The organism is Neobacillus sp. DY30 (genome assembly GCF_030123065.1).
Classification (GTDB): Bacteria; Bacillota; Bacilli; order Bacillales; family Cytobacillaceae; genus Neobacillus.
Genome location: NZ_CP126093.1, coordinates 4316335 through 4333669, shown reverse-complemented (window position 1 = coordinate 4333669; position 17335 = coordinate 4316335). Strand labels below are relative to the sequence as shown.

Annotated in this window: 18 protein-coding genes; 17 read left to right on the top strand and 1 reads right to left on the bottom strand. The window is 37.9% G+C overall.

Annotated features, from left to right (window positions below; translation table 11 throughout):
• Window positions 1–85: 85 nt before the first annotated feature.
• The 11 genes from QNH29_RS21350 (at window position 86) to fni (ending at window position 10481) form a co-directional block, all read left to right on the top strand.
• Window positions 86–1363, top strand: coding sequence for a Glu/Leu/Phe/Val family dehydrogenase (locus tag QNH29_RS21350; RefSeq protein WP_283861324.1), 1278 nt, complete (start codon window positions 86–88; stop codon window positions 1361–1363).
• Window positions 1364–1450: 87 nt separating this feature from the next.
• On the top strand, window positions 1451–2422 hold the full coding sequence (locus QNH29_RS21345) for a YpdA family putative bacillithiol disulfide reductase (protein WP_283861323.1): 972 nt from the start codon (window positions 1451–1453) through the stop codon (window positions 2420–2422).
• 5 nt (window positions 2423–2427) lie between these two features.
• Window positions 2428–3384 (top strand): asparaginase, encoded by a 957-nt coding sequence (locus tag QNH29_RS21340; protein ID WP_283861322.1) that lies wholly within the window; start codon window positions 2428–2430, stop codon window positions 3382–3384.
• A gap of 90 nt (window positions 3385–3474) precedes the next feature.
• On the top strand, window positions 3475–4164 hold the full coding sequence (gene prsW, locus QNH29_RS21335) for a glutamic-type intramembrane protease PrsW (protein ID WP_283861321.1): 690 nt from the start codon (window positions 3475–3477) through the stop codon (window positions 4162–4164).
• Window positions 4165–4253: 89 nt separating this feature from the next.
• Window positions 4254–5123 (top strand): spore cortex-lytic enzyme, encoded by an 870-nt coding sequence (sleB, locus tag QNH29_RS21330; RefSeq protein WP_283861320.1) that lies wholly within the window; start codon window positions 4254–4256, stop codon window positions 5121–5123.
• Window positions 5124–5136: 13 nt separating this feature from the next.
• A complete protein-coding gene (ypeB, locus tag QNH29_RS21325; RefSeq protein ID WP_283861319.1) occupies window positions 5137–6489 on the top strand; it encodes a germination protein YpeB in 1353 nt (450 codons plus the stop codon).
• Window positions 6490–6553: 64 nt separating this feature from the next.
• Window positions 6554–6730 carry a YpfB family protein gene (locus QNH29_RS21320; protein WP_283861318.1) on the top strand — a complete coding sequence of 59 codons (177 nt, stop codon included), beginning with the start codon at window positions 6554–6556 and terminating at the stop codon, window positions 6728–6730.
• Between the two features lie 154 nt (window positions 6731–6884).
• A complete protein-coding gene (gene cmk, locus QNH29_RS21315; RefSeq protein WP_283861317.1) occupies window positions 6885–7559 on the top strand; it encodes a (d)CMP kinase in 675 nt (224 codons plus the stop codon).
• A gap of 2 nt (window positions 7560–7561) precedes the next feature.
• Window positions 7562–8143 carry a lysophospholipid acyltransferase family protein gene (locus QNH29_RS21310; protein WP_283861316.1) on the top strand — a complete coding sequence of 194 codons (582 nt, stop codon included), beginning with the start codon at window positions 7562–7564 and terminating at the stop codon, window positions 8141–8143.
• A 127-nt stretch (window positions 8144–8270) separates the two neighbouring features.
• Window positions 8271–9410 carry a 30S ribosomal protein S1 gene (gene rpsA / locus QNH29_RS21305; RefSeq protein ID WP_283861315.1) on the top strand — a complete coding sequence of 380 codons (1140 nt, stop codon included), beginning with the start codon at window positions 8271–8273 and terminating at the stop codon, window positions 9408–9410.
• A gap of 12 nt (window positions 9411–9422) precedes the next feature.
• Window positions 9423–10481 carry a type 2 isopentenyl-diphosphate Delta-isomerase gene (fni, locus tag QNH29_RS21300; RefSeq protein WP_283861314.1) on the top strand — a complete coding sequence of 353 codons (1059 nt, stop codon included), beginning with the start codon at window positions 9423–9425 and terminating at the stop codon, window positions 10479–10481.
• A 30-nt stretch (window positions 10482–10511) separates the two neighbouring features.
• Here fni and QNH29_RS21295 read toward each other — a convergent pair whose 3' ends face one another.
• Window positions 10512–10655: a YpzI family protein gene (locus QNH29_RS21295; protein WP_283861313.1), complete on the bottom strand. Its 144-nt coding sequence runs from the start codon at window positions 10653–10655 to the stop codon at window positions 10512–10514.
• 110 nt (window positions 10656–10765) lie between these two features.
• On the opposite strand from QNH29_RS21295, the gene QNH29_RS21290 reads away from it, so the two are divergent.
• From QNH29_RS21290 to spoIVA, 6 genes are all read left to right on the top strand, one after another.
• A complete protein-coding gene (locus QNH29_RS21290) occupies window positions 10766–11374 on the top strand; it encodes a YphA family membrane protein (protein WP_283861312.1) in 609 nt (202 codons plus the stop codon).
• Window positions 11375–11696: 322 nt separating this feature from the next.
• Complete coding sequence (gene der, locus QNH29_RS21285; RefSeq protein WP_283861311.1) at window positions 11697–13007, top strand: ribosome biogenesis GTPase Der; 1311 nt, start codon at window positions 11697–11699, stop codon at window positions 13005–13007.
• A gap of 22 nt (window positions 13008–13029) precedes the next feature.
• Window positions 13030–14085 (top strand): NAD(P)H-dependent glycerol-3-phosphate dehydrogenase, encoded by a 1056-nt coding sequence (locus QNH29_RS21280; protein WP_283861310.1) that lies wholly within the window; start codon window positions 13030–13032, stop codon window positions 14083–14085.
• Window positions 14086–14325: 240 nt separating this feature from the next.
• Window positions 14326–14511, top strand: coding sequence for a DUF2768 domain-containing protein (locus QNH29_RS21275; protein WP_283861309.1), 186 nt, complete (start codon window positions 14326–14328; stop codon window positions 14509–14511).
• Between the two features lie 22 nt (window positions 14512–14533).
• Window positions 14534–15244: a YphF family lipoprotein gene (locus QNH29_RS21270; protein WP_283861308.1), complete on the top strand. Its 711-nt coding sequence runs from the start codon at window positions 14534–14536 to the stop codon at window positions 15242–15244.
• A 325-nt stretch (window positions 15245–15569) separates the two neighbouring features.
• Window positions 15570–17048, top strand: a complete 1479-nt coding sequence (gene spoIVA, locus QNH29_RS21265) for a stage IV sporulation protein A (RefSeq protein ID WP_283861307.1) — start codon at window positions 15570–15572, stop codon at window positions 17046–17048.
• Window positions 17049–17335 lie beyond the last annotated feature (287 nt).

Below are 17335 nucleotides of genomic sequence, written 5' to 3'. Positions count from 1 at the left end.
TAATCTTGCATTAATCATTTAAACGTGTATACTTGTGTCTGAAAGCGACAACATTAGTAAAGTGATTTTCTAGGAGGTTTACAGGATGGCAGCCGAAAAAAGGAATGAAAATACTAGTCAAGAGGAAGAAGATAATGTACTAACTTCAACACAGACGGTTATACATAAAGCTCTTGAAAAGTTAGGTTATCCTGAAGAAGTATATGAGCTCTTAAAAGAGCCCTTACGTATGATGACAGTAAAAATTCCAATAAGAATGGATGACGGCTCAGTAAAAATATTTACTGGCTACCGTGCGCAGCACAATGACGCAGTCGGCCCGACAAAGGGTGGGATTAGGTTTCATCCAAATGTAACCGAGACAGAAGTAAAAGCCCTTTCTATTTGGATGAGCTTAAAGTGTGGAATTGTTGACCTTCCATATGGCGGTGGAAAAGGCGGGATTATTTGTGATCCGCGTGATATGTCATTTAGAGAATTAGAAAGACTAAGCCGTGGATATGTACGAGCAATTAGTCAAATTGTTGGTCCTACGAAAGATATTCCTGCGCCGGATGTTTTTACAAATTCGCAAATTATGGCATGGATGATGGATGAATATAGCCGGATTGATGAATTTAATTCTCCAGGATTTATTACTGGTAAACCGCTTGTGTTAGGAGGCTCTCATGGGCGTGAATCTGCTACGGCTAAAGGTGTAACCATTTGTATTCGTGAAGCAGCGAAAAGAAAAGGAATCCAAATTGAGGGTGCCAGGGTTGTTATTCAAGGTTTTGGTAATGCGGGTAGCTATTTATCGAAATTCATGCATGACGCAGGAGCTAAGGTTGTTGGTATTTCCGATGCTTATGGGGCCTTATATGATCCGGAAGGACTTGATATTGATTATCTCTTAGACCGTCGTGATAGTTTTGGTACCGTTACAAAATTATTTAATAATACAATCTCGAATAAGGAATTGCTAGAACTTGAGTGCGACATTCTCGTACCTGCTGCGATAGAAAATCAAATCACAGCTGATAATGCTCATAATATTCGGGCGGGAATTGTTGTCGAGGCTGCAAATGGACCAACCACACTAGAGGCAACCGAAATACTGACAGAACGTGGTGTGTTGTTGGTTCCGGATGTACTTGCGTCTGCCGGCGGCGTTACTGTTTCCTATTTCGAATGGGTTCAGAATAACCAAGGTTATTACTGGTCTGAAGAAGAAGTAGAAGAAAAACTCGAAAAAGTAATGGTAAAATCATTTAACAATATTTATGAAACAGCACAAACTAGACGTGTAGATATGCGCCTTGCGGCTTACATGGTCGGTGTTCGCAAAATGGCAGAAGCAAGCCGATTCAGAGGCTGGATTTAAAAACATTACTATTGAAACAAATTCGAAAAACTCCTATCATATGACGGTAGGAGTTTTTTTATGGAATAATAAAGTGAGGTGATCAATTTGCAAACAGAAGATATTATTATCGTTGGTGGTGGACCATGTGGCTTGGCAGCATCGATTGCCTTTAAAGAAATTGGGCTCAACCCCCTAATAATTGAAAAAGGGAATATTGTAAATGCTATCTACCATTACCCAACCCATCAAACATTTTTTAGTACAAGTGAAAAATTAGAAATCGGCGATGTACCATTCATTACTGAAAGCTATAAACCAAAGAGAAATCAAGCTCTCGTCTACTATCGGGATGTAGTAAAGCGGAAACATCTGCGTGTCAACTCTTTTGAACAAGTATTAAAAGTTATGAAGGAAGAAGAAGGTTTTCATGTAGTTACGGAAAAACAAAACTATCAAGCGTCGTATGTGGTGATTGCTACAGGTTACTTTGACCATCCAAACTACATGAATGTCCCTGGGGAAGAGCTGCCGAAGGTATCTCATTATTTTAAAGAAGCACATCCTTATTTTGATAAGGATGTATGCGTTATAGGAGGAAAAAACTCCAGTGTAGATGCAGCTCTTGAACTTGTAAAAGCGGGTGCTAGAGTAACAGTTTTATACCGAGGAAAAGAATATTCACCGAGTATTAAACCGTGGATCCTCCCGGAATTTGAAGCATTAGTACGAAATGGAATAATTAAAATGGAATTTGAAGCACATGTTATGGAAATAACGGAAGATGAGGTTAGGTATAAAAAAGATGGAAAAGAAAAGTCTATTTACAACGACTTTGTATTTGCGATGACGGGTTATCAACCAGATCACTCATTCTTAAAAAAGATGGGGATACAAATAGATGAGGAAACAGGAAGACCATTTTTTAACCCTGAGACAATGGAAACGAATGTTGAGGGAGCATTCATTGCAGGTGTCATCGCAGCAGGAAATAATGCAAACGAAATTTTTATTGAAAATGGCAGGTTTCATGGCGGGCTTATTGCACAATCAATACAAGGAAAAGTAATTAAAGGGTGATAAAAATGAAAAAAGTTGTATTGTTAACCACTGGAGGAACGATTGCCAGTAAAACGAATAAGGAATCAGGGAAATTAGCTTCGGGGGAGTTAACCGGTGAAGAACTCGCATCGATGTGTAACCTGCCTAATGATATCGAAGTGATAATCGAATCTGTATTTCAAAAGGCAAGCATACATATTACATTTGATGACCTAGTCCTCTTAAAGAGTAAAATTGAAAAATATTATGAAGATGATACAGTTTCCGGAGTGGTCGTAACTCATGGCACAGATACTCTTGAAGAAACTGCCTATTTTCTCGATTTAACGATTAAGGACCCGCGCCCTGTGGTAATTACAGGATCACAGCGGTCCCCAGAAGACTTAGGAAGTGATGTCTACATTAATCTGAGACATGCTATTTACTCCGCATGTTCAGAGGACTTGCTAAATGCAGGTGCAGTCGTGGTTTTTAATGAACGAATTTTTGCTGCAAGGTATGTAAAGAAAGAGCATGCTTCTAACATTCAGGGATTTAACGTATTTGGGTTTGGGTACTTGGGTATTATCGATAATGATGTTGTTCAAATCTTTCAAAAGCCAATTAAGCGTGAATACTTTGCAATCAAATCACCGGTACCTCAAGTAGATATCATAAAATGTTATATTGGGGCTGATGGTAAATTTATAAAAGCTGCGAGAGAATCAGGGGTAAAAGGAATTATTCTTGAAGGTGTTGGACGCGGTCAAGTAGCACCTCAAATGATGGAGGAGATAGAAAGATCACTTCAAGAAGGAATTGTTTTAGTTATCACAACGAGCGCAGAAGAAGGTTCAGTGTACACGACATATGACTATAAAGGCAGTGCATATGACCTTTATAATAAAGGCGTCATCCTTGGAAGTGATAATGATTCCAAAAAGGCTAGAATAAAGTTAGCCGTAGCACTTGCAAGCGGGCTGGAAAAAATCCATTTTTAAAGGGCAATTTATAATCGATATAATCATTTAATTAATGACAATATCGTGTTAGGATAAAAGTAACGAATTGATTTGAAATGAGGATTAACCATGCTGGGAATCTTATCAGCCGGCATTGCCCCCGGACTGGCCTTGTTAAGTTACTTTTATCTAAAGGATGAATATGAGTCAGAGCCTATTTCTGTAGTTTTTAGAACATTCATGTTTGGTGCTCTGCTGGTGTTTCCAATTATGTTTATTCAGCATGTATTTCATACGGAGAATATTATTAAATCTGAATTTATAGAAGCATTCATTTCCTCCAGCCTGCTCGAAGAATTTTTCAAATGGTTTATCCTTTTCTATGCAATTTACCAGCATGTTGAGTTGGATGAACCATTTGATGGAATTGTATATGGAGTGGCGGTATCACTAGGCTTTGCTACCGTAGAAAATATTTTTTATTTAATTGCCAATGGAATCGAACATGCAATGGCAAGGGCGCTCCTACCTGTCTCCAGCCATGCTCTATTTGGAGTAATAATGGGATTTTATATTGGCAAAGCAAAATTCACGGAAGGCAAAAAGGCAAATTGGGTAATAGCCTCCTTGTTTTTTCCATTTGTTCTACATGGATTTTATGATTATATTTTAATCTCACAAAAAAACTGGTTATATATGATTTTACCTTTTATGATCTTCCTTTGGTGGTTTGGTTTAAGGAAGGTTAAGATTGCGAGAATATTAACGACTAACCATAAGAAAAAACAATATTCAACTCAAAATTCCTTTCATTCTTAAATGAAGGGGATTTTTTTTGAATAAATTTGCCATAAAGACAAAAAATAGGCTTACATCTAAAAAGATTTACAACTGGGGGTTACTTTACCATGAAGAAGAAAATCGTTAAATTGACAATTCTAGTTTTAATCTCCATTTGTATAATGCCATTTACATTTCTAGAAAAAAACAGGGCATTTGCATTTTCTAATCAGGTTATTCAGCAAGGTGCGGTTGGAGATGATGTCATTGAACTACAATCTAGACTTCAGTATTTGGGATTCTACAATAAGAAGATTGATGGAGTGTTCGGTTGGAGCACCTACTGGGCATTAAGGAATTTTCAATATGAGTTTGGGTTACCTATCGATGGTCTAGCAGGAACGGAAACAAAGGCAAAATTGGTCAAGGCTAGTAAATATAATAAACAGTTTGTAAACGAACAAATCAACAAAGGAAATAAGTTTACACATTACGGTGGAGTAGATCAAAAAAAGCAGAGTGCCCCTGCTCCAAAAGCGCCTGCTGCTAAAGCACCTGCCAAAACAGGCAGTCCAAAACCTGCTGCTCCGGCTCCAAAAGCTGCACCAACTAAACCAACTGCGGCTAATACGCCAGGTGGATTTTCAAGTAATGATATCCAATTGATGGCTAATGCTGTTTATGGAGAAGCAAGGGGTGAACCATATACAGGTCAAGTGGCGGTGGCGGCTGTTATCCTTAACAGAGTAAATAGCGCTTCGTTTCCTAACACAGTATCAGGAGTTATATTCGAACCAGGTGCTTTTACTGCTGTCGCTGATGGGCAAATTTGGCTTACTCCGAATGAAACAGCTAAAAAAGCAGTTTTAGACGCAATTAATGGTATTGATCCTACTGGCGAAGCTCTTTATTATTTTAATCCAGTAACAGCTACTAGCAAGTGGATTTGGTCAAGGCCGCAAATTAAAAGAATTGGGAAACATATATTCTGCGAATAGAGGGGTGAAAAGGATGATAAGAGGAATAATTATTGGTGTTTTAGCAGTGGGTGTGGCGGGAACAGCCTACTGGGGATATCAAGAACATCGTGAGAAAAATGCGGTATTGTTAAATGCTGAAAATAATTATCAACGTGCCTTTCATGATCTTACTTATCAAATGGATTTGCTTCACGATAAGATTGGTACCACTCTGGCGATGAATTCTAGGCACTCTTTATCCCCTTCACTAGTTGAAGTTTGGAGACTAACCTCTGAAGCACATAGTGATGTAGGTCAGCTGCCGCTGACATTGCTTCCATTCAATAAAACGGAAGAGTTTTTAGCTAAAATTGGAAAGTTTAGTTATCAAACAGCGGTAAGAGATTTAGATAAAGATCCATTATCAGAAGACGAGTATGAAACCTTAAAGGTTTTATACAAGCAATCAGGTGATATTCAAAATGAACTGCGTAAAGTACAGCATATGGTTCTGGAAAACAATCTACGCTGGATGGATGTAGAACTTGCGTTAGCTTCAGGAAAAGAGCAAACTGACAATACGATTATTGATGGATTTAAAACAGTTGAAAAAACCGTATCAGGCTATGATGAAAGTGACTTTGGCCCGAGTTTTACAAACTTGCAAAAGAAGGATGACAACTTTAAAAAAATTAAGGGGAAAACAATTTCAGAAAAAGAAGCCATCAGCATTGCGAAAAAATATATGAAATTTGACGGGAATGCGGAAGTTAAAGTGACAGAGAATGGAAAAGGGTCTGACTATGGTTTTTATAGTATCTCGATAAGAAATAAGAAAACAGGTCAAGAAGGAAGTATGGATATTACCAAAAAAGCAGGGTATCCTATATGGTTTATTAATCATAGAGATGTTGCCAAGCAGAAAATTAGTTTAAACGATGCGAATTTAAGAGCTGCAGCATTTCTAAAGGAGAACGGGTATAAAAACCTCGAGTTGTTCGAAAGTACTCAATATGATAATACGGGTGTATTTAATTTCGTAAGGAAAGAAAACAATATAAGAATTTATCCTGAAGCTATCAAAGTAGAAGTGGCACTCGATAATGGCCACATCATTGGTTTTTCTGCAGAGGAATATTTGAAATCATTAAATGATGAAAGAGAAATTGTAAAACCCGTGCTAACCAGTGAACAAGCTCGAGCAAAAATAAATCCTAACTTAAAAGTAATGGAAGAGAGACAAGCCGTGATTGTTAACGACTTAAACAAAGAAGTATTATGCTATGAATTCTTAGGAACCATAGGTGACGATACCTATAGAATCTTCATTAATGCAGCAGACGGAGTCGAAGAGGAAGTAGAAAAACTAAAAAATGCCGAAGAAGTATACGATGAAGTTATATAAGGTGTTGGAATAAAATTATACCATCACTCCAATAATAGTAGTAATTGGAATTTGGAGTGATGGTATGAAGATTATAGAGAGAATATTAATAAAGGTAATTATAATCCAATTTATCTTTCTTTTTTTCGCTCAGCTATTCTTACATCAACTAGATATTTTTCCGCAATTAGAACAGTTAACAAAATATGAAGGTGTAAATGAAAATACATTTACCGAAATACTACAAACCTTTAGTGATTAAAAAGCAGGATTCCTGCTTTTTTTTTGTTCTCAAAGTGGGAAAAGTATATAAGAAAATCAAATAGAAAAATGTTAAAAAAAAGAGGCATTCAGCTTTCTTATGGTAAAATAAAAGAGAGTGCATCAGACGAACATGAGTAAACTTAGGAGGATCTATGAAAAAGAAATTATCAATCGCAATTGACGGACCTGCCGCAGCCGGTAAGAGCACAGTAGCAAAAGTGGTGGCAGAAAAACTATCCTACATTTATATAGATACAGGTGCAATGTATCGTGCCTTAACATATAAAGCACTAGTTAATAATCTTAACTTAGAAGATCAAAACTCACTTTTAGACACTCTGTTATCAACAAAATTAGAACTTTTCCCTTCACCAAAAGGTCAATTGGTGTTTCTTGATCAAGAAGAAGTAACGGAAAACATACGTTCATCGGAAGTAACAAATTCGGTATCGATAGTAGCCAAGCATCAGAGGGTTCGTGAAGAAATGGTGAGAATGCAGCAATCCTTTGCCGTAAATGGAGGGGTTGTGATGGATGGCAGGGACATTGGGACACATGTGCTTCCAAATGCGGAAGTAAAGGTTTTCTTACTTGCAAGTGTAGAAGAAAGAGCTGTTAGACGCCATACGGAAAATCTCCAAAAAGGCTATCCTTCAGACTTGGAACAATTAAAGGCAGAAATCGCCCGTCGTGATAAAATAGATTCTGAACGAGAATTTGCACCATTAAGAAAAGCAGACGATGCATTTGAAATTGACACAACATCCTTGACGATTCCAGAAGTAGTAGAAAAAATAATGGCTCTCGTGCATGAAAGGGTTGGATAAGTGTGACGTTTTATTCGTTTGCAAGATCAGTTGTTGCTGGTGTTTTTAAACCGTGGTATCGAATTGAAGTCATTGGAATTGAGGATTTCCCTAAAGACGGCGGAGTGTTGCTTTGTACAAATCATATTCATAATTTTGACCCTTTAGTCGTTGGTATCACGGCTCCTAGACCTGTCCATTTTATGGCAAAGGAAGAATTATTCAACGTGCCTGTATTAGGGAATATCGTGAGAAAATGTAACGCTTTCCCAGTAAAAAGAGGAAAGGGAGATAGGGAATCCTTAAGAGCAGGATTAAAGGTATTAAAAGACGGAAATGTTTTTGGGCTTTTTCCTGAAGGGACTAGAAGTAAAACAGGTGAAATCGGAAAAGGGCTATCGGGAGCGGGTTTTTTTGCTCTTAGAACTGATGCGGATGTGGTACCCTGTGCCATAATTGGTCCATATAAAAGTTTAAAAAAGTTAAAGGTTGTTTATGGTAAGCCAATTCCAATGGAGGAAATGAGGGCTTCAAAGGCCTCTGCAGAACAGGTAACAGAATTAATAATGGCAGAAATTCATAAACTTATTATGGAGCACCGGTAGGTTCTGCTTGACAAAATCCTCTATTTGTAAGAAGTTAATAAAAAGAGATTTTATTAGAATATTCACTCGTTTATCATTTTGATATTATATAATTTATTAGCAGTAAGTGGACTAAGGAGGAATACATATGTCGGAAGAAATGAACCAAGTTGAAGTGAAAAATTATACCATTGGTGATAAAGTCACTGGACAAGTTACCAAAGTAGAAGAAAAGCAAGTTATTGTGAACATTCAGGATAGTAAACATGATGGTATTATTCCAATTAGTGAGCTTTCCAGTCTTCATGTTGAAAAAGCCTCTGATGTTGTTTCAGAAGGCGATGAATTAGAACTTGAGGTATTGAAAGTAGAAGAGGATGCCCTTGTTCTATCAAAAAGAAAAGTAGATGCGGAAAAGGCTTGGATAGACTTAGAAAATCGTTTCAATAACGGAGAAGTGTTTGAAACGGAAGTAAAGGATGTAGTAAAGGGCGGTCTTGTCGTTGACCTTGGCGTACGAGGCTTTGTACCTGCATCACTAGTAGAAGCTCACTTTGTTGAAGATTTTTCAGATTATAAAGGTAAAAATTTAACTTTTAAGATCGTTGAACTTGATAAAGAAAAAAATCGTCTGATTCTATCACACCGTGCAGTAGTAGAAGAAGAAAAGGGTAAACAAAAGAAAAATCTTCTTAGCAGTATTACTCCAGGTTCTGTTATTGATGGAAGTGTTCAAAGAATTACAGATTTTGGTGCATTCGTTGATATTGGCGGTATCGATGGCCTTGTTCATATTTCTCAATTGTCGTATCAACATATTGATAAACCTTCAGATGTAGTACAAGAAGGTCAAAAGGTAAAAGTTAAGGTTCTTAGTGTTGATCGCGATAATGAAAGAATTTCTTTATCTATTAAAGAAACACAGCCTGGACCATGGTCTGAAATAGCTGAAAAAGCACCTAAGGGCAGCACGTTAACAGGAACAGTTAAAAGATTGGTCTCATATGGTGCATTTGTTGAAGTTTTCCCTGGCGTCGAAGGTCTGGTTCACATCTCGCAAATTGCCCATAAGCATATTGGCACACCACACGAGGTACTGAAAGAAGGGCAAGAGGTTCAAGTGAAGGTACTAGATGCGAACGAACAAGAACAGCGACTTTCACTAAGTATCAAAGATCTTCTTGAAAAAGAAGTGGAAGAAAACTTTGATTACGAACTGCCAGAGGAATCAAAAGGATTTCAGCTGGGAGAAATGATAGGCGATAAATTAAAGAATCTAGGAAAATAATGGTGATATAAAGTGTCTAGATCACAACGCAAATGGGATCATATTCGCTATGCTCTAGAAACTGGGCAAAAGCAATCAACGGCATTCGATGATGTCCAATTTATTCATCAAAGTTTACCGAACATTAATGTTTCAGATGTCACCTTTCATCAAAAAATTGGCGGACTTTCTTTAAGTTCGCCAATTTTTATCAATGCTATGACAGGTGGCGGAGGCGAAAAAACGTATACACTTAACAAGCAGCTGGCAATTGTAGCAAGAGAAGCAGGGCTTGCCATGGCAGTCGGATCCCAAATGTCAGCATTGAAAAATCAATCTGAGAGATATACATACGAAGTAGTACGGAAAGAAAACCCATCTGGAGTGTTGATTGCTAACTTAGGCAGTGAAGCAACTCCTGCTCAAGCCAAAGCTGCGATTGAAATGATTGCCGCAAATGCCATACAAATCCATTTAAATGTCATCCAAGAACTCACTATGCCTGAAGGAGACCGCGAATTTTCTGGCGCTCTAAAAAGAATAGAAGCCATTGTAAAAGAAGTAAACGTTCCCGTCATAGTGAAGGAAGTTGGCTTTGGAATGTGTAAAGAAACCGTTGAATCCCTTTTGTCAGCAGGTGTATCAATTGTGGACATCGGTGGTTTCGGGGGAACAAATTTTGCGGAGATAGAAAACAAGCGAAGTAAAAAATCACATGATTTCTTTAATCAATGGGGAATTCCTACTGCAATCTCTATTACTGAAGCCTCACAAGCCTCAAAATCGATGTCCATCATTGGGTCTGGTGGAGTTACCTCTAGTGAAGAAATTGCAAAGGGAATAGCGTTAGGAGCTAGTGCAATTGGTTTTGCAGGCTTTTTTCTAAAAATCCTCGTTGAAGAAGGAATAGACGCACTATTCGAAGAAATCACGTCCCTTCATCAAGAGTTAACCATCATCATGACCGCTTTAGGGGCTAAATCTATTCAAGAACTTCAAAGAGCACCTTTGATGATATCTGGTCAAATGTACCATTGGTTAAATCAACGGGGAATTGATACAAAAATATACAGCCAGCGTACTATAAAATAAGCTCCCGCCGCCAGCGGGAGCTTATTTTTGTCAGCTATACTGATTATCGTTTAATTTGCGTGCCTCTTCAGGGCTTTGAAGCTTCGTTGAACCGGGATAATGCAACGCCTGATCACGGTCTATTCCAGCTCTGCCACTTGCTTTAACCTTTTTTTCTTGTCGGTCCTTTCCCATTCCTCCACACCTCCTACTATTAACATGAATTTGTTGACGAAAGATTATTCAGGGAAGTATGAAACTACATAGAGAATACCGATAATGGAAATAATAGGAGGTGTGTAAAAATGGAAGGTTCTATGTCTTATTGGATACTTTGGGTGTTTTGGGTATACATAACCTTTTTTATGAATAAGCAAAATCCATATCGTACTAAATTAGCGGCAGTTATTTTAATTTTAATTATCCTTTCAAATGTACATGTAAAGTTTATGAGCTTCGAGTTTTATCTTAGTGGATTATATATGCTGCTACTATCTTATATTATTCTTAGTAAGAAAAAGCTGGGTTCATTGCTCTATGCCTTTATTTGTTCGTTTATTGTAATGATAGCATACGTGGCCTTTAACCTATTTGTCATTTATGATCCGGTCTGGGTGATATTCCAAAAGGAATGGATGATGGGAGTATGTTTTTGCTGCTTAGCAATCTTTTTACAAACTTCTCTAAAAGAAAGATTGTTAATGATTATAAGTGGCAGCATGCATGGAGAAATTCTTTATGCCGTTTACCTGAGTAAATTTGAATTCTCTTATCCGATTGGGACTATGGCATACCTAGATGTTATTTCGTTAATTACAATACTTTTGGTAAGCTGGAGCATACTAGAAAATGCAGGACCATTCTTTCAAAATCATTTTCATTTTTTGGAGAAAGGGAAACAAAAATCTTCTTAAAACTCATTTTAAATTAGAGAATTGTCTAGCTGCAGTCGTCATCGGCTCGAGGTCAAAAGCCAATCCGCCAAGAAGGTTAAAAAGCAACCTTCATGTCGGCTCGTCTTTTTGCTTGTCGCCGATAAACGGGCGACTTCCGCTTTTCTGGTTGCGGTAAAGGAATAACATTGCTAAAATAATATGGTTAGACCCTTCTCTTCAAAAGAAGGGTTTCTTTATCATTAGTACGCAATTGCTTAATTATATAAATTGAGTTTCTCTGCTTTAACGATAAAAAATAACAAAATAAATCGTAATCATATGAATGAAAGGATGGATTATAATGGTAAAACCTGTTATAGCCATAGTGGGTCGGCCAAATGTTGGAAAATCAACTATTTTCAACAGAATTGTAGGAGAGAGAATTTCCATCGTTGAAGATATCCCAGGAGTGACACGTGATCGAATTTATAGCTCAGGGGAATGGTTGACACATGATTTTAATGTAATTGATACAGGTGGAATTGATATTGGCGATGAACCTTTTCTCGAGCAAATTCGTCAGCAGGCAGAAGTCGCTATTGATGAGGCAGATGTTATCATTTTCTTAACAAATGGCAGGGAAGGGGTAACGGCCGCAGATGAAGAAGTTGCGAAGATTCTTTATAAATCAAAAAAGCCAATCGTTTTAGCTGTTAATAAAATTGATAATCCTGAAATGCGTGAACAAATCTATGATTTTTATTCTTTAGGTTTTGGTGAACCAATACCTGTGTCAGGCTCACATGGTTTGGGGTTGGGCGACTTGCTAGATGAGGCAGCTAAACATTTTCCTAAGAATAAAGGACAGGATTATGATGCAGATGTTATTAAATTCTCTTTAATTGGCCGCCCTAATGTCGGTAAGTCGTCATTAGTGAATGCAATTTTGGGAGAAGAGCGTGTCATTGTAAGTGACATTGCCGGAACAACAAGAGACGCCGTAGATTCTCCTTATACATACAATGGAGAAAAGTATGTGATTATTGATACTGCAGGGATGAGAAAAAAAGGAAAAGTGTATGAGAGTACAGAAAAATATAGTGTACTCCGTGCCCTAAGGGCAATAGAACGTTCTGATGTTGTATTAGTGGTTATTAATGCTGAAGAAGGAATCATCGAACAGGATAAGAAGATTGCTGGATATGCACATGAAGCAGGCAGGGCAATTGTGATTGTCGTCAACAAGTGGGATGCTGTTGAAAAAGATGAAAAAACGATGAAGGAACTTGAACAAAAAATTAGAGAGCATTTTCTCTTTCTAAGTTATGCTCCGATTGTTTTTTTATCTGCAAAAACGAAGAAACGTATTCATACTCTCCTGCCAATGATCAATACGGCCAGTGAAAACCATGCAATGCGCGTAGAAACAAGTGTACTTAATGATATAATCATGGATGCGGTAGCTATGAACCCAACACCTACGGACAAAGGCCGTCGATTAAAGATTTATTATACAACACAAGTAGCGGTAAAGCCGCCAACCTTTGTGGTCTTTGTAAACGAACCGGAATTACTGCATTTTTCTTATGAGCGCTTCTTAGAAAATCGAATCCGGGAAGCATTTGGATTTGAGGGAACCCCGATAAAAATTTATGCAAGAGAAAGAAAATAATTTTACGGTGGGAGTGAGCTAAATGCAGGAAAAAAAAGAAGCAGTAGCAGTTATCGGCGCTGGTAGCTGGGGGACTGCACTTGCAATGGTCCTTGCAGACAATGAACATGAAGTCCGATTGTGGAGTCATAATGAATCACAAGTTCAAGAAATCAATCAGTTCCATACAAATAAGAAATACCTGCCAGAAATCGATCTGCCTGAATTAATTGTCGGGTATGCTTCATTAAGTGATGCTTTAGCTGGTGTCACAACCGTGATACTAGCGGTACCGACCAAAGCCATTCGAGAAGTACTTGGGAAACTGCGCACGGTTCAAAACTCACCATTGACGATTGCGCATGTTAGTAAAGGGATTGAACCAGATTCCCTTTTAAGAATATCCGAACTGATAAAAGAGGAAATGCCGAATGAGCTATTAAAAGCCGTGGTAGTCCTTTCTGGTCCAAGCCATGCTGAGGAAGTCAGCTTGAGACACCCGACAACTGTAACGGTTTCGTCGGAAAATATGGTTGCAGCTGAAGAAATACAGGATTTGTTTATTAATCATAACTTTCGAGTTTATACCAATCCTGATGTAATAGGGGTTGAAATAGGAGGAGCATTAAAGAATATCATTGCTTTGGCTGCCGGTATAACGGACGGGCTTGGGTATGGTGATAATGCTAAAGCTGCTTTAATAACAAGAGGTTTAGCTGAGATAGCCCGTCTAGGAACAAAAATGGGAGCAAATCCTCTCACTTTTTCCGGTTTAACTGGTATCGGGGACTTAATTGTAACTTGTACAAGCGTTCATTCAAGGAACTGGAGAGCGGGAAATCTTCTTGGTAAAGGGAAAAACCTTGATGAAGTACTTGACAATATGGGAATGGTTGTTGAAGGAGTTAGGACAACGAAGGCAGCCTACCAGCTTGCCAAGAAGTATGATGTCAGCATGCCAATTACATTTGCACTTTACGATGTTTTATTTAATGGGAAAAATGCTAAAGATGCAGTTGATGTATTGATGGCACGTGGAAAAACTCATGAAATGGAAGATTTAGTAAATATTCTTGAAGAGAGAAACCTTGAAGATTAAAAAATGTGCATTTTTCATTGAAAAATAGGCATTTATGGAGTGCGTTTCTCCGCGTAGTTGCATACAATGCAAGCGAAGCACACGTGAAGTATGAACCTAAATGATTGGGTTATTTAGTCACTAAGACTGAAGTAAGGAACTCGCCCCTCTTTACTTCAGTTTTTTTATGTTATAAATAAAAATTTTTTATGAAATGCTCCTGCTATGTTATAATAGCTTTCGGAATAAGGGGGTGTCCTGATGTCACCAGGTATGTTGAAAATGTGGATTTCAATTGCAGGAATGGGACTTATGTTCCTTGCTATTATTACAATTTATTTGAGCCGTTATAAATTAACTGGAGTCTTAAAGTTTTTTACTGCGGTCCTAGCTTACATTTTTTTAATCATTTCGGGAATTACATTAGTTATTGTACTATTTACATAAAACAGAAAAAATAGGTGATTGTATGAATTGGAAGTCTGTTGTCACATTGCTCATTCTAACTTCTTTGTTTTTATCTGGATGTATGTATCCTTCTGAGAGGTTAGCGGAGAATCAAGTACCATATACAGATCAAATCGCAGCGGTTCAGCAGGCGGTCGATTCTTTTAAGGAGGATAATGGCGGAATCTTGCCGATAAAAACACGAGATGCTGTGACTCCAATCTATCAAAAATACCCAATAGAATTTAAGAAAATTGCACCAAAATATATCGCAGAGCCCCCAGGGAATGCATTTGAAAGCGGCGGTATCTTTCAATATGTCCTGGTAGATGTAGAAACCAAGCCTGCTGTAAAACTATTAGACCTGAGAATGGCTGATACGATTCGTGATATTAATATTAGAATAAAATCTAATGGTTACCCGCCATATAAAGAAAAATTGGCTGATAATGTTTATACAATTGATTTTGATAAATTAGGGTATAAGCAGGAGCCATACGCAATTAGTCCTTACTCTAATCAAAATCTGCCGTTTGTAGTAACGACTAATGCGGAAGTTTACGTTGATTACCGTCAGGATTTATTTCAGGTACTGAAAAAAAAGGACGAGAAGGTAATTCCGGGTGAGGATATCCGTAATATACTTGTAGAAGATTCCATGTTTGTTCCCGCCTATTCACTGCCATATACAGTGGATCCTGAGACCAATGAACCAGTTTTTTTAAAGCAATAAGAAAATCAAATAGTCATAACCCTTCTCCTTCGAAATATATTGTAGGAGAAGGGTTTTTTTTTGGGCACAACAATGCCATATACCAATTAGGTTAAAGAAATACGGTTTAGGAGTCTCTCCCGTGTTACTTTACCATAGACCCTCATTCAATCAACTGTTCAGACACAACAGATACTAGCATATTTTAGAAACAAATAGTAAGGGGGTAAAAAAATTTTTAAAAACTGTCATAACAATGTAGGACAACGTCATAAATATATATTGTCCAAAAATATCTTGATGGATAATATTATCCCACTTTACTCTATGATCGGGAGGGGATCACTTGGAAAAGGTTGATATTTTCAAAGATATTGCCGAAAGAACCGGCGGTGATATTTATTTAGGAGTAGTAGGTGCTGTAAGAACAGGAAAATCCACATTTATTAAGAAATTTATGGAGCTAGTGGTTTTACCGAATATAGAAAACGAAGCAGAAAGATCTAGAACGGTGGATGAGCTCCCTCAAAGTGCTGCAGGGAAAACGATTATGACAACTGAGCCTAAATTCGTTCCGAATCAAGCTGCCAGTGTCCATGTTGACGAAGGTCTTAATGTTAATATAAGACTGGTTGATTGTGTTGGCTATACTGTTCCAGGTGCGAAAGGGTATGAAGATGAAAATGGTCCTAGGATGATCACCACTCCTTGGTACGAAGAGCCGATTCCATTCCATGAAGCTGCAGAAATTGGAACTCGGAAAGTCATTCAAGAGCATTCTACAATTGGTGTAGTAGTGACTACCGACGGCACGATTGGCGAAATACCTAGAAGTAATTATATCGAAGCTGAGGAAAGAGTGATAAATGAGCTTAAGGAAGTGGGCAAACCATTTATAATGGTTGTTAATAGTGCTCAGCCATATCACCCAAGCACGGAAACACTCAGATCCAGCTTAGCGGAAAAGTATGACATTCCTGTGCTGGCAATGAGTGTTGAAAGCATGCGTGACAGTGATGTACTTAACGTCCTTAGAGAGGCCCTTTACGAGTTTCCGGTGCTTGAGGTTAATGTTAATCTCCCTAGCTGGGTAATGGTCTTGAGGGAGAATCACTGGCTGCGTGAAAGCTATCAAGAAGCAGTTAAGGAAACGGTTAAAGATATCAAGAGATTAAGAGATGTTGACCGGGTCGTACAGCAGTTTAGTGACTTTGACTACATTGAGAAGGCGGGATTGGCCGGTATTGAAATGGGGCAAGGTGTGGCAGAGATCGACTTATTTGCTCCAGATGAACTTTATGATGATATTCTAAAGGAAATCGTTGGGGTAGAGATTAGGGGTAAAGACCATCTCCTTGAACTAATGCAGGATTTTGCTCATGCAAAAGCGGAATATGATCATATTTCAGATGCTTTAAGAATGGTGAAACAGACGGGTTATGGTATAGCCTCACCGTCACTATCTGATATGAGCCTGGAAGAACCGGAAATTATCCGCCAAGGTGCAAGGTTCGGAGTAAGGCTGCGGGCAGTAGCTCCATCAATTCATATGATAAAGGTCGATGTTGAATCTGAGTTCGCTCCTATAATCGGAACAGAAAAGCAAAGTGAAGAGTTGGTTCGCTACTTAATGCAAGACTTTGAGGATGACCCGCTATCCATCTGGAATTCTGATATTTTTGGACGCTCATTAAGCTCCATCGTTAGGGAGGGTATCCAAGCGAAACTTTCTTTAATGCCGGAGAATGCGAGGTATAAACTAAAAGAAACATTAGAGAGAATCATTAACGAAGGTTCAGGCGGTTTAATTGCAATAATTCTTTAATCCTGGAGACTCCGAGTTGGAGTCTTTTTTCTTTTTTTACAAAAATCAACATCTAGTTTAGTCAAAAACAGGAGAATTTTGTAGAATTGAAGAAAAGATTACCATTATTTCATGAAATATTCTTGATAAGCGTAAATGATTGTGATAATCTTTTAACAGATTCACGTTTAGTGCTTGAAAACCTTTATATAATAAGGTTTTTTATTAAAAAGTAGATTAAAATATCAAAAAATGAAATTTTTAAATACTTTGCCAATAAAACCGCACTATGACGTATAGAAATTAGA

What these genes read in the sequence shown, in the direction of transcription:
- QNH29_RS21270 (WP_283861308.1), top strand. Translation starts at nt 14,534, where the DNA reads ATGAATTGGAAGTCTGTTGTCACATTGCTCATTCTAACTTCTTTGTTT.
- QNH29_RS21290 (WP_283861312.1), top strand. Translation starts at nt 10,766, where the DNA reads ATGGAAGGTTCTATGTCTTATTGGATACTTTGGGTGTTTTGGGTATAC.
- rpsA (WP_283861315.1), top strand. Translation starts at nt 8,271, where the DNA reads ATGTCGGAAGAAATGAACCAAGTTGAAGTGAAAAATTATACCATTGGT.
- QNH29_RS21280 (WP_283861310.1), top strand. Translation starts at nt 13,030, where the DNA reads ATGCAGGAAAAAAAAGAAGCAGTAGCAGTTATCGGCGCTGGTAGCTGG.
- prsW (WP_283861321.1), top strand. Translation starts at nt 3,475, where the DNA reads ATGCTGGGAATCTTATCAGCCGGCATTGCCCCCGGACTGGCCTTGTTA.
- QNH29_RS21340 (WP_283861322.1), top strand. Translation starts at nt 2,428, where the DNA reads ATGAAAAAAGTTGTATTGTTAACCACTGGAGGAACGATTGCCAGTAAA.
- der (WP_283861311.1), top strand. Translation starts at nt 11,697, where the DNA reads ATGGTAAAACCTGTTATAGCCATAGTGGGTCGGCCAAATGTTGGAAAA.
- sleB (WP_283861320.1), top strand. Translation starts at nt 4,254, where the DNA reads ATGAAGAAGAAAATCGTTAAATTGACAATTCTAGTTTTAATCTCCATT.
- ypeB (WP_283861319.1), top strand. Translation starts at nt 5,137, where the DNA reads ATGATAAGAGGAATAATTATTGGTGTTTTAGCAGTGGGTGTGGCGGGA.
- QNH29_RS21320 (WP_283861318.1), top strand. Translation starts at nt 6,554, where the DNA reads ATGAAGATTATAGAGAGAATATTAATAAAGGTAATTATAATCCAATTT.
- QNH29_RS21350 (WP_283861324.1), top strand. Translation starts at nt 86, where the DNA reads ATGGCAGCCGAAAAAAGGAATGAAAATACTAGTCAAGAGGAAGAAGAT.
- QNH29_RS21295 (WP_283861313.1), bottom strand. Translation starts at nt 10,655, where the DNA reads ATGGGAAAGGACCGACAAGAAAAAAAGGTTAAAGCAAGTGGCAGAGCT.
- QNH29_RS21275 (WP_283861309.1), top strand. Translation starts at nt 14,326, where the DNA reads ATGTCACCAGGTATGTTGAAAATGTGGATTTCAATTGCAGGAATGGGA.
- cmk (WP_283861317.1), top strand. Translation starts at nt 6,885, where the DNA reads ATGAAAAAGAAATTATCAATCGCAATTGACGGACCTGCCGCAGCCGGT.